22 protein-coding genes are annotated in these 26984 nt (G+C 68.0%); 17 read left to right on the top strand and 5 right to left on the bottom strand.

All coding sequences use genetic code 11. The features are described 5' to 3' along the window. The 7 genes from FBF35_RS00910 (at position 1) to FBF35_RS00880 (ending at position 7692) form a co-directional block, all read left to right on the top strand. On the top strand, positions 1–927 hold the full coding sequence (locus tag FBF35_RS00910) for an ABC transporter permease (protein WP_060566184.1): 927 nt from the start codon (positions 1–3) through the stop codon (positions 925–927). Next, positions 920–1888, top strand: coding sequence for an ABC transporter permease (locus tag FBF35_RS00905; protein WP_060566183.1), 969 nt, complete (start codon positions 920–922; stop codon positions 1886–1888). The genes FBF35_RS00910 and FBF35_RS00905 overlap by 8 nt, the downstream gene beginning before the upstream one ends. After that, a complete protein-coding gene (locus FBF35_RS00900) occupies positions 1885–3798 on the top strand; it encodes a dipeptide ABC transporter ATP-binding protein (RefSeq protein ID WP_060566182.1) in 1914 nt (637 codons plus the stop codon). The genes FBF35_RS00905 and FBF35_RS00900 overlap by 4 nt, the downstream gene beginning before the upstream one ends. 445 nt (positions 3799–4243) lie before the next feature. Continuing rightward, entirely contained in the window at positions 4244–4966 is a 723-nt protein-coding gene (locus FBF35_RS00895; RefSeq protein ID WP_060566181.1) for an ABC transporter ATP-binding protein, read from the top strand. 104 nt (positions 4967–5070) lie between these two features. Then, positions 5071–5859, top strand: coding sequence for an ABC transporter permease (locus FBF35_RS00890; protein WP_060566180.1), 789 nt, complete (start codon positions 5071–5073; stop codon positions 5857–5859). Positions 5860–5868: 9 nt separating this feature from the next. Next, on the top strand, positions 5869–6972 hold the full coding sequence (locus FBF35_RS00885; RefSeq protein WP_060566179.1) for a sensor histidine kinase: 1104 nt from the start codon (positions 5869–5871) through the stop codon (positions 6970–6972). Between the two features lie 78 nt (positions 6973–7050). Then, positions 7051–7692, top strand: coding sequence for a DNA-binding response regulator (locus FBF35_RS00880; RefSeq protein ID WP_060566178.1), 642 nt, complete (start codon positions 7051–7053; stop codon positions 7690–7692). Between the two features lie 4 nt (positions 7693–7696). Here the strand turns inward: FBF35_RS00880 and FBF35_RS00875 are convergent, their stop codons facing one another. From FBF35_RS00875 to FBF35_RS00860, 4 genes are all read right to left on the bottom strand, one after another. Then, complete coding sequence (locus tag FBF35_RS00875) at positions 7697–8551, bottom strand: VanZ family protein (protein WP_060566177.1); 855 nt, start codon at positions 8549–8551, stop codon at positions 7697–7699. 175 nt (positions 8552–8726) lie between these two features. Further along, complete coding sequence (locus tag FBF35_RS00870) at positions 8727–9464, bottom strand: HNH endonuclease family protein (RefSeq protein WP_060566176.1); 738 nt, start codon at positions 9462–9464, stop codon at positions 8727–8729. Between the two features lie 118 nt (positions 9465–9582). After that, positions 9583–11085: an amino acid permease gene (locus tag FBF35_RS00865; RefSeq protein WP_082632836.1), complete on the bottom strand. Its 1503-nt coding sequence runs from the start codon at positions 11083–11085 to the stop codon at positions 9583–9585. Positions 11086–11094: 9 nt separating this feature from the next. Then, positions 11095–11793: a trimeric intracellular cation channel family protein gene (locus FBF35_RS00860; RefSeq protein ID WP_060566174.1), complete on the bottom strand. Its 699-nt coding sequence runs from the start codon at positions 11791–11793 to the stop codon at positions 11095–11097. A gap of 116 nt (positions 11794–11909) precedes the next feature. Between FBF35_RS00860 and FBF35_RS00855 the strand changes: the two genes are divergently transcribed. After that, complete coding sequence (locus FBF35_RS00855; RefSeq protein ID WP_060566173.1) at positions 11910–12923, top strand: PfkB family carbohydrate kinase; 1014 nt, start codon at positions 11910–11912, stop codon at positions 12921–12923. Between the two features lie 844 nt (positions 12924–13767). On the opposite strand, the gene FBF35_RS00845 is transcribed toward FBF35_RS00855, so the two are convergent. Then, the gene (locus tag FBF35_RS00845) at positions 13768–14610 is read right to left on the bottom strand and encodes an alpha/beta hydrolase (RefSeq protein WP_082632835.1); all 843 of its coding nucleotides are present in this window, start codon (positions 14608–14610) and stop codon (positions 13768–13770) included. A 249-nt stretch (positions 14611–14859) separates the two neighbouring features. On the opposite strand from FBF35_RS00845, the gene FBF35_RS00840 reads away from it, so the two are divergent. The 9 genes from FBF35_RS00840 to FBF35_RS00800 all read left to right on the top strand — a co-directional run bounded on the left by FBF35_RS00840 (position 14860) and on the right by FBF35_RS00800 (position 26966). After that, positions 14860–15156 (top strand): hypothetical protein, encoded by a 297-nt coding sequence (locus tag FBF35_RS00840; RefSeq protein ID WP_048775421.1) that lies wholly within the window; start codon positions 14860–14862, stop codon positions 15154–15156. After that, positions 15153–16304 carry a VIT1/CCC1 transporter family protein gene (locus FBF35_RS00835; protein WP_060566171.1) on the top strand — a complete coding sequence of 384 codons (1152 nt, stop codon included), beginning with the start codon at positions 15153–15155 and terminating at the stop codon, positions 16302–16304. Before FBF35_RS00840 ends, FBF35_RS00835 begins: the two co-directional genes overlap by 4 nt. 112 nt (positions 16305–16416) lie before the next feature. Next, a complete protein-coding gene (locus FBF35_RS00830) occupies positions 16417–17388 on the top strand; it encodes an ADP-ribosylglycohydrolase family protein (protein ID WP_060566170.1) in 972 nt (323 codons plus the stop codon). Between the two features lie 238 nt (positions 17389–17626). Then, positions 17627–22489 (top strand): DUF3418 domain-containing protein, encoded by a 4863-nt coding sequence (locus FBF35_RS00825; RefSeq protein ID WP_060566169.1) that lies wholly within the window; start codon positions 17627–17629, stop codon positions 22487–22489. Next, the gene (locus FBF35_RS00820) at positions 22486–22995 is read left to right on the top strand and encodes a SprT-like domain-containing protein (RefSeq protein ID WP_060566168.1); all 510 of its coding nucleotides are present in this window, start codon (positions 22486–22488) and stop codon (positions 22993–22995) included. Before FBF35_RS00825 ends, FBF35_RS00820 begins: the two co-directional genes overlap by 4 nt. Positions 22996–23127: 132 nt before the next feature. Further along, a complete protein-coding gene (locus FBF35_RS00815; protein WP_060566167.1) occupies positions 23128–23661 on the top strand; it encodes a phosphoribosyltransferase in 534 nt (177 codons plus the stop codon). Then, the gene (locus tag FBF35_RS00810; RefSeq protein ID WP_060566166.1) at positions 23658–24347 is read left to right on the top strand and encodes an AAA family ATPase; all 690 of its coding nucleotides are present in this window, start codon (positions 23658–23660) and stop codon (positions 24345–24347) included. The genes FBF35_RS00815 and FBF35_RS00810 overlap by 4 nt, the downstream gene beginning before the upstream one ends. An 88-nt stretch (positions 24348–24435) precedes the next feature. Further along, positions 24436–25764, top strand: coding sequence for a cytochrome c biogenesis protein/redoxin (locus tag FBF35_RS00805; RefSeq protein ID WP_060566165.1), 1329 nt, complete (start codon positions 24436–24438; stop codon positions 25762–25764). 263 nt (positions 25765–26027) lie between these two features. Beyond that, a complete protein-coding gene (locus FBF35_RS00800) occupies positions 26028–26966 on the top strand; it encodes an endonuclease domain-containing protein (protein ID WP_060566164.1) in 939 nt (312 codons plus the stop codon). The last annotated feature ends 18 nt before the right edge of the window (positions 26967–26984 follow it).

Raw genomic sequence — 26984 nt, 5'->3', positions numbered from 1 at the left:
ATGCTCCGCTACATCGGACGGCGACTCCTCCAGACCATCCCGGTCTTCTTCGGAGCCACCTTTCTGATCTTCGCGATGGTCTACCTGATGCCAGGTGACCCCGTCGCCGCACTCGGTGGCGACCGCGGTCTCTCCGAGGCCGCCGCCGCGCAGATCCGCGCCCAGTACAACCTGGACAAGCCCTTCTGGATGCAGTACCTGCTGTACCTCAAGGGAGTCTTCACCCTCGACTTTGGCACCGCGTTCAACGGCCAGAAGGTTACGTCTATCATGGCGACCGCCTTCCCGACGACCGCGAAGCTCGCCCTCTACGCCCTCGCCATCGAAACCGTCCTCGGTATTAGCCTTGGCGTCGTCGCGGGCATGCGCCGCGGCAAGTGGTTCGACTCCACCATCCTCGTTGTCTCCCTGCTGCTGATCTCTGTCCCCACCTTCGTCCTGGGCTTCGTCCTCCAGTACGTCCTGGGCGTGCAGCTGGCAATCCTGCCGACCACGGCCTCGGCCTCCGTCGACCTACGCAGCCTCACCATGCCAGCCATGGTGCTCGGCGGCGTCTCCTTGGCATATGTCATCCGCCTGACCCGCCAGTCCGTCTCTGAGAACGTCTCTGCGGACTACGTGCGCACCGCACGCGCCAAGGGCCTCTCCGGCGGCATCGTCATGACGCGCCACATCCTGCGTAACTCCCTCATCCCCGTCGCCACGTTCATCGGCGGCGACCTCGGCGCCCTCATGGGTGGCGCGATCATCACCGAGGGCATCTTCAACATCCACGGCGTCGGCGGCACCCTGTGGAGCGCCATCATCAAGGGCGAACCCCAGACCGTTGTGTCAGTGACAACAGTGCTCGTGCTGGTCTACATCATCGCGAACCTGATCGTCGACCTCCTGTACGCCGTGCTCGACCCGAGGATCCGCTATGAGTGACCAGATTCCTTCCGCCAACATCACCCGCACCCGCGCGGGCCAGGACCACTACGTCTCCGACATCGACGAGACCGGCCTCGGTGCCGTCGACGCGGTCGCTGACGAGGGTGCCCCCTCGTCCATGTGGGGCGAGGCCTGGAAGCGCCTGCGCCGCCGCCCGACCTTCTGGATCGCCGCGTTCATCATCCTGGTCGCCGCGCTCCTCGCACTCTTCCCGTCGCTGTTCACCTCGACCGACCCGAAGTTCTGCGAACTGTCCTCCTCCCTGGCAGGACCCACCGCCGGCCACCCCTTCGGCTTCGACAAGCAGGGCTGCGACATCTACGCCCGCGTCGTCTACGGCGCCCGCGCATCCGTGTCCGTCGGCATCCTCACGACCATCGCGGTCGTCCTGATCGGCGGCACCGTCGGTGCCCTCGCCGGCTACTTCGGCGGCTGGTTCGACGCGCTGCTCTCGCGCATCACCGACGTGTTCTTCGCGATCCCACTGCTCCTCGCCGCCATCGTGTTCATGCAGATGTTCAAGGGCTCGCGCTCCATCCTCATGGTCGTCATCGTGCTGTCCATGTTCGGCTGGACCTCCATCGCGCGCATCACCCGCGGTTCGGTCCTAAGCGCCAAGAACGAAGAGTTCGTCACTGCGGCCCGCGCGACCGGCGCATCCCGCGCACGCATCCTCATGAGCCACATCATCCCGAACTCGATGGCCCCCATCATCGTGTACGCAACCGTCGCACTGGGCACCTTCATCGTGTCCGAGGCCTCCCTGTCCTTCATGGGCATCGGCCTGCCGACCTCGGTCGTCTCCTGGGGCGCTGACATCTCGGCCGCCCAGACGTCCCTGCGCACCAACCCGATGGTCCTGTTCTACCCGGCCTCGGCCCTGGCCCTGACCGTCCTCAGCTTCATCATGATGGGCGACGCCGTGCGCGAAGCCCTCGACCCGAAGGCACGCAAGTGAGCGAAACGAACACCCCCCAGCTCTCCGAGAAGGAGATGGAAGAGGTCGTCGAACGAGCCGTCGCCCCCAGCGCGGCCCCGGCCTCGTCCAACGTCCACCCGGACGACGCGCAGCCCCTGCTCAAGATCACGGACCTGGAGGTCACCTTCACCTCCTCGACCGGCGTCGTCCCCGCCGTGCGCGGCGCGAACCTGACCATCTACCCCGGCCAGACCGTCGCAATCGTCGGCGAGTCCGGCTCCGGTAAGTCCACGACCGCCGCCGCCGTCATCGGCCTGCTGCCCGGCACCGGCAAGGTCGCGGGCGGAAAGATCGAGTTCGACGGCCGCGACATCACCCACCTGTCCACCAAGCAGTGGGTGGAGCTGCGCGGATCCGGCATCGGCCTCGTCCCCCAGGACCCGATGAGTAACCTCAACCCCGTGCTCCGCGTGGGCACGCAGGTCAAGGAAGCCCTCATCGCGAACAACGTCGTGCCCCGCTCCGAGGTCGGCCAGCGCGTCACCGCCCTCCTCGAGGAGGCCGGCCTGCCCGACGCCGAACGCCGCGCCAAGCAGTACCCGCACGAGTTCTCCGGCGGCATGCGCCAGCGCGCCCTCATCGCCATCGGCATGGCCGCGCACCCCAAGCTGCTGATCGCCGACGAGCCGACCTCCGCCCTCGACGTCACCGTCCAGCGCCGCATCCTCGACCACCTCGGCAAGCTCACCTCCGAGATGGGCACCGCCGTGCTGTTCATTACGCACGACCTCGGCCTGGCCGCCGAGCGCGCCGAGCAGCTCGTCGTCATGCACCGCGGCCGCATCGTCGAATCCGGCCCCGCCCTGGAGATCCTCCAGCACCCCCAGCACCCCTACACGAAGCGCCTCGTGTCCGCCGCGCCCTCCCTGGCCTCCGCGCGCATCGAGTCCGCTCACAAGCAGGGCATCTCGGTCACCGAGGAAGAGCTCGTCGGCGCCGGCAAGGGTGCGACCTCCACGGACGCCATTATTCGCGCCGAGCACCTCACCAAGGAATTCGACATCCGCGGCGCCAAGAAGGGCCAGGACACCTTCCTGGCCGTCGACGACGTGTCCTTCGAACTGCGCCGCGGCACGACCCTCGCGGTCGTCGGTGAGTCCGGCTCCGGCAAGTCCACCGCCGCGAACATGGTGCTGCAGCTCCTCAAGCCCACCAAGGGCAAGGTCTACTTCGACGGTGAGGACACCTCGCAGATGAGCGAGGCGGAACTCTTCCGCCTGCGCCGCCGCCTCCAGGCCGTGTTCCAGAACCCCTACGGCTCGCTGGATCCCATGTTCTCGATCTACCGACTGATCGAGGAGCCCCTGAAGATCCACGGCTACGGCACCCTGGAGTACGCTCGCGCCGAAATCAAGCGCGCCGAGGCCACGGGCCGCGACCCCGAGGAGTGGATGCGCGTCCTCGTCGAGGCCGCCGACACGAAGCGTTCGCTGACCGCCGCCGAGAAGCGCGAGTTCAACCCGAAGAAGCTGCGCATCGCGCGCGCTTCCGAGCTGCTCGACATGGTGGCCCTGCCGCGTAGCGCCATGCGCCGCTACCCGAACGAGCTCTCCGGCGGCCAGCGCCAGCGCGTGGCCGTGGCCCGCGCCCTCGCGCTTAACCCGGAGGTTATCGTCCTGGACGAGGCCGTGTCCGCGCTCGACGTGCTGGTGCAGAACCAGATCCTGTACCTGCTCAACGACCTGCAGGCGCAGCTGGGCCTGTCCTACCTGTTCATCACGCACGACCTGGCCGTTGTCCGCCAGATCGCCGACGACGTGATCGTCATGGAGAAGGGCAAGCTCGTCGAGGCCAACTCGACGGACGAGCTGTTCAACAACCCGGTCCAGGACTACACGCGCGAGCTGATCGAGGCCGTCCCCGGCCGCAACATCCAGCTCAACCTGTGAGCAACTGACACACGCGAGTGTGGGGGCCCGAGGCGCTGCGGCGCTTCGGGCCCCTCGCTGTGTGCTGGCGGGTTGCTTGGAGCCCCACGGGTGTTCCGGGCGCTTGTGTGCCCTGGCGGGCCGAGCTGCTTGGTGTGCCCGTGGGCGGCGGCCCGCCCGCGAGCCTTCGGCTCGGCGCGTCGTCTCGAAGCCCGGCCATGCCCCGCCACCGCCCACGGGCACCGCAGCCAGGCCCTCCTAAGCAATGTCGCACGTAATTCCCCGACGACTGCTTCACAGGCTGAATTACCATCATTGGAATTGCAACGTTTGCAGGCTATCTCAAAAAGTGACCGCATTAAATTACGTGCGACTTTTGGAAGAGGCCACCCCTGACATTTGTCATGGCACCACCTGCATCAAAGGGCACTTCCGGCACCATTAATACGGGCGCAGACTGGGAGCCATGAACGCAGAAGCAACGCCCGCCCTCCAGGCGACGAACATTCACCAGTCTTTCGGCCACGTCGACGCGCTGCGCGGCGTGAACCTGACCCTCATGCCCGGCGAGATCGTGGCGCTCCTTGGCGTCAACGGCGCGGGCAAGAGCACTTTCCTGGACATCGTCCTCGGCCTGGCCACCCCCACCCAGGGCGACATCAGCGTCTACGGCATGAGCCCGCGCGAGGCCGTGCGCCGCTCCCTCGTGAGCGCGATGCTTCAGACCGGATCGATGCCGCGCGACGGGAAGGTCCGCAACACGATTGACCTGGTCGCCGCAATGCACGCCAACCCGATCCCCACCGACGAGCTCCTCGAACGCACGAACCTCACCAAGCTGGCCAAGCGCCCCCTCGACAAGCTGTCCGGCGGCGAGCGCCAGCGCGTGCGCCTCGCCCTCGCACTGGCCGGCAACCCGGACTTCCTGATCCTCGACGAGCCGACCGCCGGCATGGACGCTCTCGCCCGCCGCGCCTTCTGGGAGACGATGCGCGCCGAGGCCGCGGAGGGCCGCACGCTCCTCTTCGCCACGCACTACCTGACCGAAGCTCGCAAGGACGCCGACCGCATCGTCATCATCGATGCCGGCAAGGTCCTCCTGGACGCTCCCACCGAGCAGGTCGTCGCCGACAACGAGGACCTCGAAGACGTCTTCGAGCGCATCACCTCCCACGCCGACACCGAGTGAGCGCAACCAACGCCCGTCCCGATGAGCCAGCCCCGGCCTCGTCCCGAGGCCGACGCCGAGGCCCCCGCCCCACGAACGCAGACACGACACACGAAGAAGGCATCATGACCACCCAGGCACCCACGCGTCCCACCGACCGACCGATTCCCTCCCCCTTCACCGGAGCGGGCAAGCTGTGGCTCTCGACGTTCCGCTCCCACATCCTCAACCCGTGGAACATGGCGTTTGCCCTGCTACTCCCCATGTTCATGTACGCGATGTTCGGCATGACCGATGTCGCGCGCGCAACCCAGACCGGGCGCGGGAACCTGGCTGCCGCGATGATCGCGATGATGACCACGTACGGCGTCATCCTGGTCGGAGGCTCGCTCGGCGCGACGCTGTCCGTCGAGCGCACGACCGGCATCTCGCGCATGTACGCGCTGACCCCCATCCAGCCGTGGGTCATTCTCCTCGTGCGTCTCACGGCCCTCGTGGCGCTGAGCGCGTTCATCACGCTCATCACGTTCAGCTTTGGCCTGGCCACGGGCGCGCAGATGACCCCGGGTGCGTGGGCGGCCAGCGCCGCGGTCGTCGTCGCCCTGTCGGCCCTGGGTGCGCTCATTGGCCTGGCCTGCGGATACACGATCAAGGGTGAGAACGCCTACAGCGCCTCCGCATTCGTCATGCTGATGGGCGCGTTCGTGTCCGGCATGTTCATCCCGCTGGACCAGCTGCCGCCCTTCGTCGCACAGATCGCGCCCTTCACGCCTCTGTACGGCGCCGTCCAGGCGATCTACGCCGTCGCCGGAACCGTGACGATGCCGACCGCCGCGTGGCTCAACATCGCCGGGTGGGCGGTCATCACGGCCGGCATCGCCTGGTGGGGCGCGTCCCACGACACGGGTCGATAGGCTGTTGCCATGAAGGAGCGCTTGATCTCCCTGGCGTGGGCGGCCCCGTGGATGCTGTTCATGGGCTTCCCCCTGGCCTACGCCCTGGAGTTGACGGACACGGCCCAGCGCGTGGGCATCATCGGGCTGTGCGCCCTCCTCGCGGCGGCTAACTCGGCGGCGTGGCTGGCCAATCCTCTGCCCGCGCGCAACTCCTTCACGAGGCCGTTCATCCTCTCCCACGCGGCGCTGGCCGCAGCGACGGCCATCTACCTCGTCTACGCGACCGCCGTCGGTTTCCCGTACGCGTTCATGCTGACGTCGTATCTGTTGGTCGCTTGGATCTTCCAGGCGCCAAGCAGATACATTGTCGCGGGCGTCGTGCCGATCGTCGCCATCGCGGGCGTGGCCGCCTACACAGAGGGAGAGCCACTGTGGATGATCTGGTACCTGGCCCTCCTCATCGGCTTCGTCGGTATGGCCCGCTGGGGCATGGAGCGCTCGACCCGTGAACGCCTGCGCCGCCAGGACGCGATTCAGCGCGCGAAGGCCGCCGAACGGGCGCGCCTGAGCACGGATCTGCACGATATCCTGGGACACTCGCTGACGGGAGTCACGATGGTATCCGAGCTGGCGGGTCGCCTCCTGGAGGCGGGGCGCGTGGAGGAGGCGCGCGAGCAGCTGCGCGCGGTCACCGCGCAGTCGAACGAGGCCTTGGCTGACGTCCGCCGTATCGTGGCGGCTACGCGGGCCCTGTCCCCCGTCGAGGAGCTTGAGGAGGCCCGCGCCCTCCTGGAGGTCGCGCGCATCGACGCCGACATCGCCAGCGAGGGCGAACCGCCGTCGGGTCCACATTCGGCCGCGGCCGCCCACGTGATTCGTGAGGGCGTCACGAACGCGATCCTGCACGCGCACCCGTCGTGGGTTCGCATTCGCCTCTCCCCTGGCGGCGTGACCGTCACCAACGACGGCTACTCGGCTGCCTACGCCGCGTCGAGCGCGGGATCCGGCTCGGGGCTCGCGGGCCTGTCCGAGCTTGTCGGCGACGAGGGCACGCTCACCTGGGGCGCGTCGGGCTCCACGTGGACGCTCGCACTGGCCTTCGAGGCCACACCCGACACCCACTCGTCCTGAAGGGCGGGCACACCCGAGAGATGATCCTGCGACCTGCGCTAGCCTGGTACCCCAAGCGCAGGCAGACAGGAGGGTGACGTGACGATTCGGGTACTTGTGGCCGACGACCAGGCGATGATTCGCGGTGCCCTGGCGGGGCTGCTGGACCTGGAGTGCGACATCGAGGTTGTCGCGCAGGCCGCCGATGGCGCGCAGGCCCTCGAGGAGCTGGCGCGCCTGGTATCGGCGGACGCCCCGGCCCACGCGAGCGCCCCCGTCGACGTTGCCATCATCGACGTCGAGATGCCCCGTATGGACGGCATCACGGCCACGCAGGCGATTCGTTCCCGTTTCCCGGGGGTGCGCGTGCTCATCGTGACGACGTTCGGGCGCCCGGGATACCTGCAGCGTGCCCTCGACGCGGGGGCGACGGGCTTCATGGTCAAGGACGCGCCGGTCGAAGCCCTGGCTGACGGAGTGCGCACGGTGGCTGCGGGTGGCCGCGCGGTCGACCAGAGCCTGGCCCTCGAGGCGCTGTCGGCAGGCTCCTCGCCTCTGACGGACCGCGAGGCAGACGTTTTGCGCGAGGTCGAGGGCGGCGGCACCATCGCGGATATCGCTCACTCTCTGGGACTCAGCCAGGGGACGGTGCGCAACCACGTGTCGTCGTCGATGCTGAAGATGGACGCGCGCACGCGCGCCGAGGCCGCGTCCCTAGCCCGCGCGGCCGGCTGGCTATAACCACCTACGCGCCCATGAAGCGCGAGTTGCGCGCCATGAAGGGCAGCAGGCGCACGCCCGCGTAGGCGCCGAGCGTGTTCATGATGACGTCGTCGATGTCGACGACTCGGTAGGTGCAGGGCACGACGCCGAACAGGCCCGTGTACTGGGTTAGCTCGATGAGGCAGGAGATGGCGCAACCGATCAGCACCCACGCCAGGACTCGGCGGTGCGGGATCGAACGGGCCAGGCGAGACCCGTCGGCGGGCGCACCCTCGGGGGCACGGCGCATGCGGCGGATGCGCCACGTGGTCTCCGCGAGGGCACCCAGAGGCACAAACAGCGCAATGTTCAGCACGATCGACAGCGCGTACAGGGTGCCGCGCAGGCTCTCGCCGTCGCGGAACTGGTCGGCGACAGCCACAAAGGAACCGAACGGCGTGTAGTTGTCCCAGTGGATGATCGCGGCGCACGCGGCCACCGGGTCGGAGGGCAGCGGCAGCAGCGTGAAAATCAGCAGGCCTGCCGCATACAGGATCCAGGCGAGAGGCAGGGCGCGCGGGAACTTCCACATCGACGAGGCGGGGGCCGCGACCACGGGAATCTCTGCCGTCGTCGGGGTGTCCGGGTTCTCCTCGCGAGGCAGGAGCGCACCCGTCTGCTTCGAGCGGCGATAGATGAGGGGCAATGCTTGAACGACGGTCAGGCGGGCACGGCTCACCCGCCCAGCGCTCTGAGCGGAGTCGGTCGAGGCCTCGGCACGCCCCGCGGTGGCACTGGTTTCACCTCGGCGCCCGAGCAACCACCACAGCGCGCACGTGATCGCGCAGACGGCGGCATAAAGGCCCAGATCAAGCGCCCAGTTAATTGCCGTGTACATGTCACCCCTCCCCTTGAGGGGAACATTACCGGCGTTATCGGGCAATGTTGCGGACGTGCGCTCAGTTCCACACGAGATGGACACATCGTGAGAAAACGCCTGGGAATCAGCTGGAAATTACTGGTCAGATTTGCGCGTCACAACGGCGCACGGCGCAGGGCTAGCACCCCACCCATCACCCGGAACAGATAGACAGCTGCTCGGCGAGCGCGTCCTGCTCAGCCCGGGTGACGCTCAGCCCGTACGCGTTCTTGACGGCGATCTGGCGCTTCACGTAGTCGCAGCGGAACGCTGTGTTGGGCGGCAGCCACTGATCCGCGGACGAGGCCGATTTGTCCTCATTCGCCTGGCCATCCACCGCGAGCAGATTCTCCGGGTCGTTGGCGAATTCCTGGCGGCGCTGCGCATCCCACTGCCAGGCGCCCGAGCGCCACGCGTCCGCGAGGGCGACGACGTGGTCGATCTGCACCAGAGACGAGGTCTTGTCCCCCCTCTGGAACTCAATCGTGGCACCCGTATAGGGTTCGGCGAGCGTGCCCGACAGGACGACGCAATCGCGCGTGCCCGGCTTGAAGGTGGGGCGCGCCAGGTCGCGGGCAAGAATGTCGTTGCGGGTGTCGCAGCCATTGTGGTCGGTGTCCGCCCAGCGCTGTCCGAAGGCCTCGCGGTCATACGACGGCGCGGCCGGATCGTCGACCGACTCTCGGACCGTGAGCTCGCGCAGCTGGCGGGCAGCCTCGCTATCCGGCAGAGAGGACAGCGCCTGCCCGCTGCGCAGCGGCGGCCACCCCAAGCGCGAGCGCAGGCCCAGCAGATCCCAGCCGACGCCGGGCGCGAACGCCCACACGAGCGCCGCGAGAATCGCCAGCAGGAGGACCGTATCCCCGATGCTCCTGCGTCGCTTGCGCGCCATCTCCCTCTCCTTTCTCTCACGCCACCCACGCAATGAGGGCACCCCGACCACTCGGGGTGCCCTCATGATGCACCCACCCACCGGCATCTGCGTCCCGGCGGCGAGTACCTGTGGATAATTAAGCCCTCTTGCGCGACCCCACCAGCTGACGCACGAAGTAAATCGCCACGATGAGAAGCGTGAGCGCACCCATGGAGACCAGCTGAGCCCTGCCCTCGTCGCTCATGAGCATGAGGACACCGATACCGCCCAGGCCCGCGAGGACCAACCACGGCAGCCACGGCCACCCGGGCATACGAATGACGAGAGAGCCCGAGCGCTCCAGCGAGGGGTGCAGGCGCATCAGCGAGATGATGATGAACGTCCACACGATCAGCAGAACCATGCCAATCGCGTTGATGAGCATCGTCAGAATCGAACCGGGCAGGTACCAGTTGCCCAGGACGGCCAGCAGCGCTAGCACGACGACGAGGCCGACCGCGCGCTTCGGGGTTCGGCCCGCCTCGATGTCGCCCTGGAGCTCGGTGGCCAGGAGCGCCTCGTCGTCCTCGAGGGCCGCCTCAACGACGGAGCGTGCGCGCGCCTTGTTGGAGGCCGAGGCACCCAGCAGCCAGCGCGGTCCCATGTCGCGCGCGGACAGCGAGTACGCCATGCGGGAGGAGGCGTAGATGTTCGCGGAGAACGCGGAAATCAGCGCCATGAAGATGATGACGTTCATGAGCGTCCCAACCGCGGGGACGCCCGCCATTTCGAGGATCGCAGCAAAGGCGTTCGTCTTCATGGCCTCGCCGTCCCAGGGCAGCAGCGCGATCAGCAGGATGACGGAGCCGACGTAGAACACGAGGATGCGGGTCACGACCGAGCGGATCGCGCTGGTCATGGCGGCGCGGGGATCCTCGGCCTCGGCGGCGGCGATCGTGACGATCTCCAGGCCACCGAAGGACGTGATGACGGCCAGGAGAGCGACCGCGATACCCGACAGCCCGTTGGGCGCGAAACCGTTGTGCCCCAGCACGTTCTGCAGCACGCCCTCGTGACCCGTCAGGGGACCGACGATCGCCGTACGCGCAACTAGGTACACGCCCACGCCCAGGAAGGCGATGATCGCGACGATCTTCACCATCGACAGCCAGGCCTCGATTTCACCGTACTGCCCGGCCGCCAGCAGGTTAATGCCGCCAATAACAACGACAATTACGAGGGCAACCACCCACTGCGGAACTGCGGGGAACCAGCCGACGAAGAACGTCGCCGCGCCCGTCACCTCCAGGCCCGACACCATGATGAGCATGACCCAATACAGCCACCCGATCGTGAACCCGGCCCACCGACCGATCCCGGCCTCGGCGTAGGACGAGAAGGATCCCGTCGACGGCAAGGACGAGGCCAGTTCCGCGAGCGCCAGCATGACCGACACGACGATGATGGCCGCCAGGGCGTAGGACACGATGACAGCCGGACCGGCCTGATGGATCGCGGAACCCGTACCCAGGAAGAAGCCAGCGCCGATGGCGAGGCCCAGGGCCATCATGGACAGGTGCCATGTCTTAAAACGCTTACGCCCGGAGGTCGGCGACGCCGCGGCGGGAGCTGAAGAAGCGGGTGTTGATTTGGGAGTCACACCGCCATACTAACGCTTGCCCCCACGCAGAGCTTTTAACTGTGAATATGTGAGAGTGATGGTCCACTCGCGGGTCTGGGGGAGCTTCCAGCGGCGCCAATGCGCCATTCCCGTGAACACGAGGCCCACGATGATGGACGCGCCCATGCCCAGGACCGGCTGGCCCATGTACCAGAAGACGACGGTGACCAGCGAGCACGCAAACGCGGGGGTCGCGTAGAGGTTGTTGCCACCAAAGACGCGCGGGACCAGTCCCGCGGAGATGTCACGGACCATGCCGCCGCCGATCGCCGTCATGATGCCCATGAGGATCGCCGGCATGATCGCGAACCCCGCGTCGAGGGTCTTGATCGCGCCGGTCGCACTCCAACAGCCCAGCACCATGCCGTCGGCGATCACGAGGAGCACCGACCACACGCGCGAATCCATGCGGAAAGCCATCGCGATGAGAGCGCCGATGATCGCGAACCCCAGGTAGTAGGGGTCCGTGATGGCGACGGGTGCTCCGGTGCGCGTCGTCAGGAGCAGGTCACGGATCATGCCGCCTGCGAGCGCCGTCATGATCGCGAGAATGCAGAAGCCAACGGCGTCGAAGTTGCGCTCTCGGGCAACTTTGCCGCCGAGGATGCCGTTGAGGAGAACGCCCATGAGGTCAATGGCTCGGAAGACCTCGGGCAGGGAGTTGTTCAGCGCGTCGAGCAGGTGCATGGCGATCCGGAGGAGTCGATGAGTGTCGTTGTTCATATGCTACAGGGTTTGTCGTTCTGTCAGCGAGAGCCGCGGCCATGCCGTCTCACGCTGCCACCGGGTGCGACAATGTCCCCATGACTGCTCTCTTCGCCGGGCTCACGACCCTGGATGTCCTGCATCGACTCGACCACGTGCCGGACCCTTCCCTGAAGGTCACGTCGACGGACTTCACGATGGCCGCCGGCGGTCCCGCGACGAACGCGGCCGTCACGTACGCGGTGCTGTGCGCGGCCTCGCGCATCCTCTCTGGTCCTGAGGACGAGGCCGGGGCCGCCTCGGGCGCTCCCACTGACTCTGAGGAAGCGCCGATTCTGTTGACAGCGCTCGGCGAAGGCCCCGTTGCCGCCTTCCTTGCTGCCGACCTGGCCGCCGTGGGTGTGCGCGTCGTGGATGCGACGGCGCCGGCCTCGTCCCCGGCGTCGCGCGAGCCCGCCGTGTCCTCGATCATCGAGCACCCGAGCGGTCGCATGGTGGCTTCCACGAACGCGCGGCTCGACGCCAACGCGGAGGGCGTGGCGGCGGAGCTGCCCGAGCGCGTCGGCGCGGTCCTCATCGACGGACACAACCCGGCGCTCGCGCATGCGGCCCTCACGCTGGGCGTACCCGAGGTCGACGGGGAGGACCCGTTCGCCCCGCTCGAGGCTCGCCCGCCGCACCAGCGCATCCTGGACGGCGGTTCGTGGAAGGACTGGCTCACTCCCCTGCTGGGCTTCGTCGACATCGCAGTCGTCTCGGAGGATTTCGCGCCGCCGCTGATGGCGCGCCCGGACGGGGCGCGGGTCGCCGAGTTCCTGCGAGGCTTCGGCATCACGCGGACTGTGCGCACGCGCGGGGATCGCTCCGTGCAGTACTGGTGGGATGGCGAGAGCGGCGAGGTTCCCGTCGAAGCCGTCCCGGACGCGTCCACGCTGGGGGCGGGCGACGCCTTCCACGGGGCTTTCACGTGGGCGATCGAGCGCGGCGGGGACGCCGACCCGGAGCGCCTCATCCGCTTCGCGTCAGCTGTCGCCGCGGTGTCGGTGTCTTCCTTCGGCACGAGGCAGTGGCTGGCTTCCCCGGCTCTCGCTGAGCTGGTGCACGGCTGGTAGGTGGTGGCTGAGGAGGCACACCAGTAGTTCTAGTTCTGCCTGCCTCCGTGCGGGTCGCCCCTGGGACAACGACTACCAAAAAGGCGGCCTTCCTGGTACCGACAGGGCCATAACTTTTCCCGCTCGCTACCTTGCGGGCCAACCCGGTACAAAACTCGCCCGGCACTGGGCATTCTTGGGCCAACCCGGTACAAAACTCGCCCAGCACGGGGCATTCTTGGGCCAACCCGGTACAAAACTCGCCCAGCACGCCAGAAAACGCCGATTTTCGGCTATTTCTCGAGCGCTGGGCGAATTTTGTCACGCTCACACCCACCACCAGGCCCTGCTGGGCGAACTTTTTCACGCTCAGGACACAGCCACGTGGCGACTTTGAAACCAATGACACCTCTGCGACCACTAATACAGGCCAGTATGAAACCGCCATCACCACTGCGCGCCCCTGAACAGCACGCGTTGAAACCACCGTCACCACTGCAACCGAAAAACGCACCAAAAACGCCCGTTTCGCGCCCACAAAGGCGATGGCGGTTTCACTCCCACACAGACACCAGCAAGCAAAGGCGACAGGGGTTTCAGACAAGCGGGCCGCCTGGTCTGCAGAGCCCAGACGCGATACCCACGGCCGGCGGCGGGGCCTGGCCGGGCTTCGAGCCGACGCGCTCAGCACACACAGCGACACAGCGCCGCCGGTGTGGAGGGCGCCGGAGGGACCGGAGGGCACGGGCGGGCTTCGAGATCGACCACTCCGAGCGAAGCTCGCGTGTGGCGATCTCGCGGGCGGCCGGGCCCGACGGCGCCCGGAACACCAGCGGAGCCACAAGCACCGCCGGAAATGAGGCGATCAGCGGCTCACGGGCACCCAGCGGCTCGCCCACTTGGCGGCGACATCCACCAGGGCGGGCAGGTGCGCCGAACCGGAGGCGGCGAGCGCGCGATCCACGGCCTCGTCGATGACGGGCACGCCGTCAACCGGCGTGTACTCGCCCGCGATACCATCGGGGGCGGCGGTCATCTCGACGAGGGAGCCGTCGGGCAGCAGGTGGAAGACCTCGCGTGTGCGGTCGAGCAGGCCGGTCTCCTCGTCGAAGGAGTCGTGCGTGATGAGCACGGGGACGCTCAGTCCGCGCAAGGCTTTCTCACCGGAGACCATGGACATGTCAGCGAGGGTACGCTTGGAGATGGTGAACTGCTGGCGCACGGACTCGGAGTCGTCGGGCACGGTTGTGGCCCCGTGGCGCTCGAGGTCGGAGAGCTGCACGTCGGAGAACACGAGGTTCCAGTCGTAGGACAGGGGGCCGAGGACCGGGGAGACCAGCACGTATGTCTGCACGGCGGGCGGGCGCGAGCGTAGCGCGACGGCGGCGCCGAACTCGTGGCCGACGCAGATTTGACGCGCGAAGCCCTGGTCGGCGAGCCAACCGGACGCGGAGCGGAAGTCTTCGATGAGGGGATCGAAAGTGATAATTTCGTCGCCCGAGGCGCCGTGGCCCGAGTAGTCGAAGGTGAGCGTCGCATAGCCGGCTCGGCGCAGCGCACGACCGACTGAGTCGAACATACCCGATGCGTGACGATCCGACAAAAAGGTGTGAGAAAAGATCACCGCAGCGTCGCGGCAGTCCACGGGACGCGTGAACGTACCGGAGAGCGATACTCCCCGGGGCGTCTCAATCGTTACCTGGCTCACGCTATAAACATAGCGTGTGAGGGCCACTCACGGAAAGAGGGGCCCACACTGTGCACGAATGTGACAAGAGCTCGCCTGAGACGAGAAGCATCCGCGAATAATCCCCACTCATGGTGAGGATCGTGCGGCGCGGCGGGCAGCGCCACTAAGATGGGACGCATACGCGCCGGTGAAAGCCGCGCCCACGGGAATTGCGCGACACCCGCCACGACGGGCCGCCCCACCACTTGCAGCGAGAGAAGGACATTCATGGGAACCAAGACTGGAATCCTCATCGGAGTTGGCATCGGATACGTCCTGGGCACCCGAGCAGGCCGCGAGCGCTACGAGCAGATCCGCGCGAGCGCCTCGAAGCTGCGCCGTTTCCCGATCGTTGCCCGTCCCCTGGATGCGGCGGGTCAGAAGATGTCCGACCTCGTGCGTGCGGGCGGCGAGCAGGTGACCGATAAGGTTGCCGACGCCGTGAAGGAACGCCTGTTCGGCGCCCCCGCCTCCGAGCCGACGACGGTCGACGCGCAGGCCACTTCTTCCACGACGCAGCGTTGAGCGCGCGAGGGAACGAGGCCGTGAGCGCAGACCAGCAGATCAACACCCAGGAACCCACGCGCGCGCAGATCAAGCGCTGGCGCAAGCACCTGGCCGAGGAGCGCATGGAGGCTCGCACCTACCGCGACCTGTCCGAGCGCCGGACGGGCGAGGAGCGCGCGGTCCTCTTGCAGCTTGAGGAGGCGGAGCGTCGCCACGAGGAGTATTGGCTGGCGCGCCTGGGCGACCACGCCCTGCCCGCACCTAAGCCACCGCTGCGCACGCGTGCCGCGTCCGTCCTCGCGCACCTTTTCGGCACGATTTTCATTCTGGCGATGGCCCAGCGCGCCGAGCAGCGGTCCGCCCGCGACGTGGATGATGACGTGCCCGCGCACATGCAGGCGGACGAGTACATTCATGCCGAGGTCATCCGTTCCCTGGCGGCAAAGTCTCGCGAGACCCTGGCGGGCACGTTCCGCGCGGCAGTGTTCGGAGCGAACGACGGTCTCGTGTCGAACCTGGCGCTTGTCCTGGGCGTGGCGGCCACGGGCATGGACCCCCATGCTGTTCTTCTGACGGGTATTTCGGGCCTGCTCGCGGGCGCCCTGTCGATGGCGGCCGGCGAGTGGGTGAGCGTGCGCAGTCAGCGCGAGCTGCTCGACGCCTCGATCCCCGACCAGGACGCGCATCAGGCTGTGCCGGACTTGGACGTGGATGCGAACGAGCTGGCCCTCGTGTTCCGTGCGCGCGGCGAGAGCGAGGAGGAGGCTGAGCGGCACGCGAAGCAGGTCTTCGCGCGCCTCGCCAAGCCTGCGAACGGCGACTCCGGCGCAATCGCGGTGCGTGCCGCCCTGGGCGGCAGCCCCGAGTCGGACGGTGCGGGCGACCAGGTGGGCACGCCCATGAAGGCGGCGTTGTCCTCCTTCTGTTTCTTCGCGGTGGGCGCGTTCTTCCCGCTGATCCCCTACCTGCTGGGCATGACCGGCCTGGCGGCCATCATTGCCGCGGCCGCGATCGTCGGCGTCGCCCTGCTGTTCACGGGCGGCGTGGTCGGCATCCTGTCCGGCCAGTCCCCCGCGCCTCGCGCGCTGCGCCAGCTCGTCGTAGGTTACGGCGCCGCGGGCGTCACCTACCTGCTGGGCTGGCTGTTCGGGACGTCAATCGCCTGACGTTTCCTCCCTGGGACGAGGCCGGGGCTGACCCGCGCGTTCCCCTGGCCTCGACTGCCCGCGGGCCGGAGGCCAGGTCCCAGCTGGAGGGCCCCTGTGCGACACTAGGGGCATGTCGGATTTTCTTTCTCGGGCGCGCGGCGCCCTCATGGGCTTGGCCGTCGGCGACGCGGTGGGCACCACGAATGAGTTCAAGTGGGCGGGCACCTTCGATCCGATCACGGACATGGTGGGCGGTGGCCCGTTCCTGCTGGAGCCCGGGCAGTGGACGGATGACACGTCGATGGCTCTGTGCATCGCGGATTCCCTGCTGGCGCAGGGCCGCTACGACTCCTTTGACGTGATGGAGCGCTACCAGCGCTGGTTTTCGGAGGGGTATCGGTCCTCCACGGACGTGTGTTTCGATATCGGCGGCCAGGTCCGCGCCGCGTTGTTCGATTTCGAGCACGAGCAGCGTGTGCCGGTGACCGCCGAGCGCACGAACAGCGCGGGTAACGGCGCGATCATGCGCCTGGCACCCATGGTGATCGCGGGTTTCCGCTCACGTTCCCCGCGCGAGGTGGTCACGACCGCTCGCTTGAGCGCGCGCGAGACGCACTTCTCGGTCGAGGCCGAGGCCGCCACCGAGGTCTTCGCCGCCCTCCTGGTGGGCGCCCTGCTGGGATGGTCGCCGGAGCAGATCATGGACGTGTCGTGGGCGTCGACGGGCGCGGCGTTCGACGAGATGGCCACGCGGGTGATCAGCCCGGATCCGCAGGTGCGCGCCTCGTGGGAGGCGGAAACCAACGGCTACATCGTGAACGGCCTGCGCCTGGCGGTGCACGGCCTCCTGGATTTCCCGTCTTTCAAGGATGCGACCCTGGCAATCGCCAACATGGGCGGTGACTCGGACACGAACGCCGCGATCTACGGCCAGCTGGGCGGCGCTTTCTATGGGATCGAGGGTATCCCCGCCTCGTGGAGGGAGCGCGTGCACCTGGGCGAGGAGATCGACCAGCTGGCGCGCGACCTCGTGGATCTGCGCATGGAGCCTCCCGTGACTCGCTTCGACGAGGACCTGCAGGGCGAGGCGCCCTCCGCCTGACGGCAGCCCCGACTCGCCACACCCACATCCAATAGCTACCCCAAAATGTCGCACGTAATTCCCCCACCCCTATTTCAACGTTTGAAATCAGACCGTTGAAATCATGCGGATTAAAGCCGCACTCAAAAACTGACCCAAGGGAATTACGTGCGACTTTGGGTGTATCACGCCTTCCAGTGCGGCCACGCCGCCGGGTGCCGGGCGGCCCCCTCTGGCCTGCGACTAGACTGGCGCTATCATGCCTGACTCTCGCTCCGCCACGCCCAAAGCACGCAAACCGCGCCCGCGCAACGCAGGACGCAGGCGCCCCCAGCGTGAGCACGCGCGCCCCTTCAAGCCCTTCACCCCGGAGCAGCTAGCCGAGCGCGCGGCCGCGATCCCGGTCATCTCCTTCCCGGACCTGCCGGTGAGCGCCCGCCGCGACGAGATCGCGCGCGCTATCCGCGACCACCAGGTGGTCATCGTGTCGGGCGAGACCGGCTCGGGCAAGACGACGCAGCTGCCGAAGATCTGCATGCAGCTGGGCCGCGGCGTGGCCGGCATGATCGGGCACACCCAGCCACGCAGGCTCGCGGCGCGTTCGGTCGCGGATCGCATCGCTGACGAGCTGGGCCAGACCGTGGGCCACGAGCGCGGCCAGGTGGTCGGCTACCAGGTGCGTTTCACGGACGAGGTGGGCCCCACGACCCTCGTCAAGCTCATGACGGACGGCATCTTGCTGGCGGAGATCCAGTCGGACCCGATGCTGCGCCGCTACGACACGCTCATCATCGACGAGGCCCACGAGCGCAGCCTCAACATCGACTTCATCCTGGGCTACGTCGCGCGCCTGCTGCCCGCGCGCCCGGACCTGAAGGTCATCATCACGTCGGCGACGATCGATTCGGACCGTTTCGCGCGCCATTTCGGCACGTGGGAGGGCGCTCCCGGCTCGGGCCGCCTGATCGAGCCGGCGCCGGTCATCGAGGTGTCGGGCCGCACGTACCCGGTGGAGATCCGCTACCGTCCCCTCGGCCCGACGACGCCTTCGTCGTACACGTCCGAGGCCTCGGCGCAGCAGGCGAACGATCCCACCGAGACCCTCGAGATCACCGACGTCACCGAGTCCGGCCCCATGCAGCTGGTCCTGGAGGACCCGGACGACGAGCTGGCGACGCTGGGCTATGGCATGGGCGAGGACATCGACGTGGAGACCGCGATCTGTCACGCGGTGGACGAGCTGAGCGCGGAGGGTGACGGCGACATCCTGGTCTTCCTGCCCGGCGAGCGCGACATCCGCGACACGGAGGCGGCCCTCCTCGACCACCTGAAGGGACGAGGCCGGCGCGCGGGAGACGACAAGGGCGCACGCCCGGGGGACATCGAGATCCTGCCCCTGTACGCGCGACTGACGGCGGCCGAGCAGCATCGCGTCTTCGAGCCGCACCGCCTGCGCCGCGTGGTCCTGGCGACGAACGTGGCGGAGACATCGCTGACGGTGCCGGGCATCCGCTACGTGATCGACCCGGGTTTGGCGCGCATTTCCCGCTATTCCAACAAGACGAAGGTGCAGCGCCTGCCGATTGAGCCAATCAGCCAGGCGAGTGCGAACCAGCGCGCGGGCCGATGCGGCCGAGTCGCGGAGGGCGTGGCGATCCGCCTGTTCTCCCAAGCCGACTACCTCTCGCGTCCGCGCTTCACGGAGCCGGAAATCCTGCGTACGTCGCTGGCCAGCGTCATCTTGCAGATGGCGTCCCTCGGGCTGGGCGCGGTTGAGGACTTCCCGTTCCTGGACGCCCCGGATCGGCGCGCGGTGCGCGACGGCGTGGCCCTCCTCGTGGAGATCGGCGCGCTCGCGCAGGATCGTGAGAGCGCGGACGCGGCCCCGGCCTCGTCCCAGTACAGGCTCACCGGCATCGGACGGGACCTGGCACGCCTGCCGATCGACCCGCGCCTGGGGCGCATGCTGCTGGAGGCCGAGCGCCTGGGCTGTGCCTCGGAGGTGCTCGTCATCGTGGCGGCGCTGTCGATCCAGGACGTGCGCGAGCGCCCGGCCGAGCACCAGGGCACGGCGGACGCCTCGCACGCACGCCTGGCCGACCCGCATTCGGACTTCATCACGTACCTGAACCTGTGGCGCTACCTGGCGGTGCAGGCCCGCGACCTGTCGGGTTCGGCGTTCCGGCGCATGTGCCGAGCGGAGTTCTTCCACTACCTGCGGTGGCGCGAGTGGCGCGACGTCGTCGGCCAGCTGCGCCAGATGGCCCGGGCGCTGGGGATCGCCGCGGGGCCGGTGGGCGAGCCGTCGACGGGAGACGTCGTGGAGGCCGCCCAGTTCGGCGGCGCGCCGGACGCGGCCGTTCGTGCGGTCCTGGCCTACGGGCAGGGCTCGGCGAGCGTGGACGCGGACCAGGTGCACCGCTCGCTGCTGGTCGGCCTGCTGTCCTACCTGGGCTCGTGGGACGAGACGAAGCGCGACTACGAGGGCGCCCGCGGCACGCACTTCACAATCTGGCCGGGCTCGGGCGTGAGTGGCCACCCCGCCTGGGTGATGACGGCGGAGCTCGTGGAGACCTCGCGCCTGTTTGCGCGCACGGTGGCCCGCATCCGCCCGGAGTGGGTGGAGCCGGCGGCGCGCGGCCTACTCAAGCGCTCGTATTCGGAGCCGTTCTGGTCGGTTGCGAAGGGCGCGGCGATGGTCCGCGAGCGCGTGACCCTCTACGGGCTGACGCTGGCGGCGGACCGCGAGGTGCTGCTGGGTCGCTTGGGTGATCTCGTCATCGACGAGGCCGTGGCCGCCTCGCGCTCTCACGCTCCGCGCGCGGGGTCGCTGGAGGCGCTGGCGGCCGGCTTGGTGTCGGCGTCGAAGGATCCGCTGTCGTCGGGGTCGTTTGAGCCGCGTCATTTCGAGGAGCTGGCGGCCACGCGCGAGGGGACGACAGCGCGTGAGCTGGCCCGCGAGATGTTCATTCGCAACGCCCTGGTGGATGGCCAGTGGAGGGAGAGGCACGCTTTCCAGCGCCGAAACGAGGCTCTGGTGGAGCAGGCTCGCGAGGTTGAGCGCCGTAGCCGCACCCACGGCCTCGTCGCGGACGAGCAGGCGCGCTTCCGTTTCTTCGACGATCTGATCCCCGAGCACGTGACCAGCGCGGCGGCGTTCAACCGCTGGTGGAAGGACGAGCGCCGGGAGCATCCCGATTTGCTGATCTACCCGGCGTCCCTGCTGATGCCGCGCGAGGCGACCTCGGGCGAGGGCTTCCCGGATCGTTGGCAGTGCGGCGACCTGTCGCTGCCCCTGAGCTACGAGTTCGCGCCGGGCAGCCCTCGCGACGGCGTGTCGATGCGCATCCCGATCGAGGTGCTCGAGCGCGTCAGCGATGCGGGCACGGACTGGCTGGTGCCCGGCATGCGCGAGGACCTGCTGACCGAGGCGATCCGGGCTCTGCCCAAGGGCGTGCGCCGTCTGCTGGCCCCCGCGCCGGACGTGGCCGCGTCGGTGGCTCGCTGGATCGAGCAGGCGGGCGACGAGCCAGTCGAGGCAGCGCCTGCGGCGGACAAGTCCGCCGGGAAAGCGACGAAGGCCGCCGACTCCGACGAACCGGACCCGCTGAGCCTGGACGCCGCGATGGGCCGCCTGGCCGCGTGGGGCGCGACGTCGGGCAAGCTGTCGACGCGCAATTCCCCCGCGAAGGCGCCGAAGAAGGCCGCACAGAAGGAGACTCCTGCGCCGGAATCCACCCAGCAGGGCGCGCCTGCCGCCGAGGCGCCCAAGCCCCGCCCCCTCACCGAGGGTCCCATCCTGGACGCCCTCGCCCACGCGGTGCGCGTGCTGCGCGGCGTGGACCTCAGCGAGGCGGACCTGGCGCACGCGCGCGCCCACCTGCCCGATCACCTGCGCATGACCTTCGTCGTCACCGACGCGTCGGGCAAGGAGCTGGGCGCGGGCAAGGACCTGGCCTACCTGCAGCGTTCCCTCGCCAGCGACGCGAACAAGGCGGTGCGCACGGCCGTTCGCGCGGCCCTCGAAGAGGCCGGCGAGAAGCAGGCACGCAGGAACAAGCGCGGGCGCGGAGCCTCGGAGAAGGCCGCCGCCCGCGGTGGGGACAATTCCTCCACCTCCAAGGGCGCGCAGTCTGCCGCAAACGATGGCGCGCAGTCCGCACCCGGGAAGGGCACACACGCACCGAAGGAGGCCCAGGCCTCGGCCCCCGCGCCGGACCCGGCGTTCCACGCGGACGGCGTCACGCAGATGCCGACGCTGCCGCGATCGATCACCCAGACCTCGTCCGCGATGACGCTGCGGGCGTTCCCCGCGCTGGTCCCCCAGGGCAGTGCCGCGGCCCCGGCGGCTGGCGTGCGCGTCATGGCCAGCGCCGCCGAGGCGGACCGCGAGCATCGCGCCGGCCTCGCTCGTCTGCTGCTCTCCCGCGTCGCACTGGCGACCAACCGCGTGACCACGCGCTGGACGGGCCGCGAGGCCCTCATGCTGGCAGCCTCCCCCTACGCGGACACGGCGGCCCTGGTCGCGGACGCGCAGCTGGCCTCGGCCCTGTCCCTCGTCGACGAGCTGAGCACCCCCGCCGACGTGCGCGACCCCGAGGCCTTCGAGACGCTTGTGGCAGCCGCTCGCGACGCCCACGAGGACCGCGTCTACCAGATCCTCTCCCACGTCGTGCGGGCCCTGGAGGCCAGCGCCGAGGCCGACGCCGCCGTGCGCTCCCACCCCCAGGCCTCGCTCGAGGAGACGACGCGCGACGTCGCGGCGCATGGGAAGACCCTGCTCTACGAGGGTTTCGTGTCGGCGACGCCCGCCTCCGCGCTGCCGCACCTGGCCCGCTACCTGCGCGCCGGTGCTGTGCGCATTGAGCGCGCCGCCTCGTCGCCGGGGGCGCTGGCCCGCGACCTGGAGGACATGGACCGCATCCACCAGGCCGAGGCCGAGATCGCCGCCACGCGCGAGGCGCTGGAACGGCGCCCCTACGACGCCCGACGCGACGCCGCCCTCACCCAGGCGCGATGGATGGCCGAGGAGCTGCGCGTGTCCATGTTCGCCCAGACCCTGGGCACGCCGAACAAGGTCTCCATGAAGCGCCTGCTCGGCGTGCTCGCGGGGGCGCGGTGAAGCGCGAGGATGCTCGCACCCTCGCGCGCTCCCTCATGGACGCGGCTGGGCTGACCGACTGGCGTTTCCGCTTCGACCACGCCAAGCGCCGGGCGGGGGCGTGCACGCATACCTCGCGCACGATCAGCCTGTCCGGCCCGCTCACCGACCTGTATGACGCGGACACGATCCGGGGCGTCATTCTGCACGAGATCGCCCACGCCCTCGTCGGCCCCTCCCACGGGCACGACGCCGCGTGGAAGCGGGCCGCACGCGCCCTCGGCGCCCCGGATTCCGCGCGCCTGCCCTCATCCCTACCCTCCCCCGACGCGCCCTGGGTGGGCACGTGCCCGCGCTGCGGGGCCACCCGCCGCCTGTACCGGGCGCCCCGGCGCGTCTCCTCGTGCGGGGTGTGCTCGCACGCTTTCAACCCGGCGTTGATCCTCACGTGGGAGCACCGCGGGCAGGCCGCCTCGCCCGGGCGCGCCTACGAGCGCGAGCTCGCCTCAATCCGCCGCCATCGTTAGCGTTACCGACGCCGGGGAAGTGCGCACAAGGCGAGCGTTCGCCCACGTCACAGTTTTGCAACCCGGGCGGGCGCGCACACACCCACCCGACGGCGATACCCTTGATCCCAACACCCCCGAGAGAAGGAAGCCATGGGTACCACCGCCAGCCCCGACGCCACCACCGCTCCCGACCGCGAGGTCCTCACCTGGGAAGGCTTCGGCGACGCGTCCCGTGAGCTCACCCAGCAGATCGTCGACTCCGGCTGGATCCCGGACCTGATCGTCGCCATCGCGCGCGGCGGCCTCATTCCCGCCGGCGCCATCGCCTACGCGATGGACGTGAAGGCCATCGGCACCATGAACGTCGAGTTCTACTCCGGCATCGGTGAAACCCTCGAGGAGCCCCAGCTGCTTCCCCCGCTCATGGACGTCTCCGCGATGGATGGCAAGCGCGTCCTCGTCGTCGACGACGTCGCCGACTCCGGCAAGACCCTCAAGATGGTCATGGACCTCATCGACGAGCACGGCCTCACTCTCGACGGCTCCGCCGCCGTCCGCGTCGAGGCCCGCAGCGCGGTCATCTACAAGAAGCCCGTGTCCATCATCGAGCCCGACTACGTGTGGGCGTACACCGACAAGTGGATCAACTTCCCCTGGTCGACGCTGCCCGTCATCAAGCCGTGACTTCCTTACGGGCGAGCTCGGGACCGCAGTCGGCTGCTGCCTCTCCTGAGTGCGCCCAGGCCTCGTCGATCACCCGGCGCATCGTCGAGGCCGTGGCCGAGCGCGCCCGCCTCGGTGACCCCGTGCGCGTGCTGGGCCTGACCGGCCCTCCCGGGACCGGCAAGACGACGATCACCGCCGAACTGGCGCGCGCCCTGCCCGAGGCCGGCATCGCGGTCGCTGGCCTGGCGCCCATGGATGGCTTCCACATGTCCAACGCGGTGCTGGCCGCGCGCGGGATCGCCGACCACAAGGGCGCGCCCGACACCTTCGACGTGGGCGGATACGTCGCCCTCCTGGGGCGCGTGCGCCGCGCGGACGGCGTTGTCCTCGCCCCCGATTACCGGCGCGACCTGCACGAGCCCGTCGCCGCCTCCCTGCCCGTTGAGGTCGACGGCGTCGTCATCACGGAGGGCAACTACCTGGGCCTCGAGCTGCCCGGCTGGGCGGACGTGCGCGGCCTCATCGACCTGCTCGTCTTTATTGACACTCCTTTCGAGGAGCTCGCCTCGCGCCTGATCGACCGGCACATGAGCTTTGGCCGGGACCGCGCGGACGCCGCGCACTGGGTGCGCACGGTGGACGCGGCGAACATGGCCCTCGTCGATCGCACGAAGGAGCGCGCGGACCTGGTCCTGTCGCTGTAGGCGCACTGTCGGGTTCTGACATCCGGCTTTCATGCGCGCAGCCGACAATTAGCATGCATTTTCAACTACTTCCAAGTAAGGTGAACCTATGTTCCTCTTGCTTGGCCTTCTTGGAGGCTTCATCACGGGCATCTCCCCGTGCATCCTTCCCGTCCTGCCCGCACTATTCCTCGGAGCCGCTGGCGGCCGCACCTCGAACGAGGCGCCCCAATCCTCCAAAGACGGAAAGGCGGGCATCGACCCGTCACTGTTCCGCGTCGCTCCGGGCGTGAACCTGGGTGGAGAAGCGCCGAAGAAGGCAGCCGTGAAGGCCGACGGCAGCGACTCGGTGACGCGTCGTCCCGTGCTCATCGTCCTGGGCCTCGTCACCTCGTTCATGATCATCACGGTCGCGGGTTCGGCGCTGCTCAGCCTGCTCAACCTGCCGCAGGCGCTGATCCGCTGGACCGGCATCGTCCTGCTGCTGGCCGTCGGCATCGGCATGATCGTCCCGAAGATCATGGAGGTGCTCGAGCGCCCCTTTGCGCGCCTGGCACCTCGCACGACGGGCGACAGCGCGGGCTTCGGCCTCGGCCTCGTCCTGGGCGCGGCGTTCGTGCCGTGCGCGGGTCCGGTGCTGACCTCGATCATCGTGGCCTCCAGCTCCGGGCAGATCACGTGGCACATCATCGGCCTGGCCGTCTCCTTCGCGATCGGCGTGTCGATCCCGCTGATGATCGTCGCGATCGCCGGTTCGGGCGTCGCCGCCCGCTTCCTGAAGACCCGCCAGCAGCCGCTGCGCATCGCCGCGGGCGTCGCGATGATGGCGCTCGCGCTGGGTATCGCGACGGACGCCCCGATGGCCCTGCAGCGGATGATCCCCGACTACACGGCCTCGCTCGAGGCCAGCACTGAAGGCGCTTGCGAGGACGGCGCGTGCGAGCCCGAGAAGGAAGTCGAGGCGAGCACCGACTTCGCGCAGTGCGCGCGTAATGGCGCGAAGGATTGCGGCGCCATGCCGACGATCCAGGCCTCGGAGTGGCTGAACACCCTGGGCCAGCCGTCCGGCACGGTGACGCTCGTGGACTTCTGGTCGAGCTCGTGCACGAACTGCCAGCGCGAGATCCCCGAGCTCGAGGCCATCTACGAGAAGTACAAGGACTACGGCCTGGTCGTCGTGGGCGTGCACTCGCCCCAGCAGGCCTACGAGCGCGACACCTCGGTGGTGAACGCGTCGATCGAGAAGCTGGGCATCACCTACCCGGTGGCGTTGGACCCCGACCTGGAGGCCTTCAAGGCCTACGGCGCGACGGCGTGGCCGACGCACTTCATCGCGGGCACGGACGGCAAGCTCGTCGCGATGGGCCGCGGCACGAAGGGCGTCGAAGAGCAGATCCGCACCCTCCTCACCGAGGCGGGGGTGTCCCTGCCCAACTGAGGCGCCACCCTTTAACGCAGCGAGCGGCTACCCCACGCAGGGTGGCCGCTCGCTCTATTCGGCGGAGACACTGGTTCCCCGATCAATTTCGCATGCAATTCCCCCACCCCTCTTTCAAGATTTGAACTCAGATCATTGAAATCATGCGGTTTTCACGAGGTACCAAATAGACCTCGGCAGGGAATTGCATGCGAAATTTCTTAGTTATCCACAGATTTTTCAAACAGATCACACAAAGCGCCACAAAGTAGCACGATCTATGCATGGATCTCAACGAAGAGCTACGTAAACGACAAGGCATCACCAAACTATCGAGCCTGCGCCACGCAGACCTCACTCCTTCAACGCTGCCAGCTGGCATCAGTCACTACCGCGGTTGGATCTACGACCACACCAGGTACACGTTAGATCAGGTACGCGCTTTCGTATACAACGCTTGCCTCTCGTGTGTGAGTGCAGCGAAGTTCTATGACCTACCAGTCGCCACTGGGGAACTCCCACAGCGCACGCATTTGTCCGTCAGACACAGCCGAGGAATGCACTACTCAAAGCTCCGCCGTTTCGACGATGTGTGCGTCCACTGGGAGCCGGTCCTGAGTAAAGAAGAAGAACGCACACATGTAGCGAGCATCGGGACAGTCTTGGAGCGAGTGCTCGTCTGCATGCCACTCAAGGTCTCGCTGCCCATGCTTGATGCCGCGCGCAATCGCGGCCTCTACGACGTCTCGACGCTCACTATTCCACCAACCGGCAGCCGACTGCCTCACCTCAAAGAAGCTCTCTCCCTATCGTCGGAGCGTGCCCGATCGATCCTCGAAACAGTTGCACGTTTGCAGCTCATTGATATGGGGCTGACACCGCAGGTCGGGGTCTGGATTGAAGGAGTCGGCGAGGTCGACATGATCATTCTCGGCTTCATCATCATCGAGGTGGATGGATGGGCCTTCCACTCATCGAAAGAGCAGCGCGAGAAGGACCTCAAACGCGATCGAGAACTTTTACGGCGCGGATACGTCGTCCTTCGATTCACCTATGACGACGTCATGAATGGCAACTTCGCGCGAGAGGTCCCGGTATCGGTACAGGCCCTCCGTCGCCTCCTACCCGACACTGGAATGGAAGACACGCGCGACGCAGTGAAGAACGCCGCCTTCCTCGACATCCTGAGCGGATACCTGCCTAGTTATCACCCTCAACACTAATTTCGCATGCAATTCCCC

Origin of the sequence: Schaalia odontolytica (genome assembly GCF_005696695.1) — a bacterium.
GTDB classification, from domain to species: Bacteria; Actinomycetota; Actinomycetes; order Actinomycetales; family Actinomycetaceae; genus Pauljensenia; species Pauljensenia odontolytica_C.
The sequence above is the reverse complement of the archived record's forward strand: the minus strand, read 5'-3'. Positions and strand labels throughout refer to the sequence as shown.

Bases quoted from the DNA above. Each gene is read 5' to 3' on its own strand.
- FBF35_RS00890 (WP_060566180.1), top strand. From the start codon at position 5,071: ATGACCACCCAGGCACCCACGCGTCCCACCGACCGACCGATTCCCTCC.
- FBF35_RS00910 (WP_060566184.1), top strand. From the start codon at position 1: ATGCTCCGCTACATCGGACGGCGACTCCTCCAGACCATCCCGGTCTTC.
- FBF35_RS00860 (WP_060566174.1), bottom strand. From the start codon at position 11,793: ATGCACCTGCTCGACGCGCTGAACAACTCCCTGCCCGAGGTCTTCCGA.
- FBF35_RS00815 (WP_060566167.1), top strand. From the start codon at position 23,128: ATGGGTACCACCGCCAGCCCCGACGCCACCACCGCTCCCGACCGCGAG.
- FBF35_RS00805 (WP_060566165.1), top strand. From the start codon at position 24,436: ATGTTCCTCTTGCTTGGCCTTCTTGGAGGCTTCATCACGGGCATCTCC.
- FBF35_RS00895 (WP_060566181.1), top strand. From the start codon at position 4,244: ATGAACGCAGAAGCAACGCCCGCCCTCCAGGCGACGAACATTCACCAG.
- FBF35_RS00885 (WP_060566179.1), top strand. From the start codon at position 5,869: ATGAAGGAGCGCTTGATCTCCCTGGCGTGGGCGGCCCCGTGGATGCTG.
- FBF35_RS00875 (WP_060566177.1), bottom strand. From the start codon at position 8,551: ATGTACACGGCAATTAACTGGGCGCTTGATCTGGGCCTTTATGCCGCC.
- FBF35_RS00855 (WP_060566173.1), top strand. From the start codon at position 11,910: ATGACTGCTCTCTTCGCCGGGCTCACGACCCTGGATGTCCTGCATCGA.
- FBF35_RS00830 (WP_060566170.1), top strand. From the start codon at position 16,417: ATGTCGGATTTTCTTTCTCGGGCGCGCGGCGCCCTCATGGGCTTGGCC.
- FBF35_RS00840 (WP_048775421.1), top strand. From the start codon at position 14,860: ATGGGAACCAAGACTGGAATCCTCATCGGAGTTGGCATCGGATACGTC.
- FBF35_RS00870 (WP_060566176.1), bottom strand. From the start codon at position 9,464: ATGGCGCGCAAGCGACGCAGGAGCATCGGGGATACGGTCCTCCTGCTG.
- FBF35_RS00825 (WP_060566169.1), top strand. From the start codon at position 17,627: ATGCCTGACTCTCGCTCCGCCACGCCCAAAGCACGCAAACCGCGCCCG.
- FBF35_RS00905 (WP_060566183.1), top strand. From the start codon at position 920: ATGAGTGACCAGATTCCTTCCGCCAACATCACCCGCACCCGCGCGGGC.
- FBF35_RS00800 (WP_060566164.1), top strand. From the start codon at position 26,028: ATGGATCTCAACGAAGAGCTACGTAAACGACAAGGCATCACCAAACTA.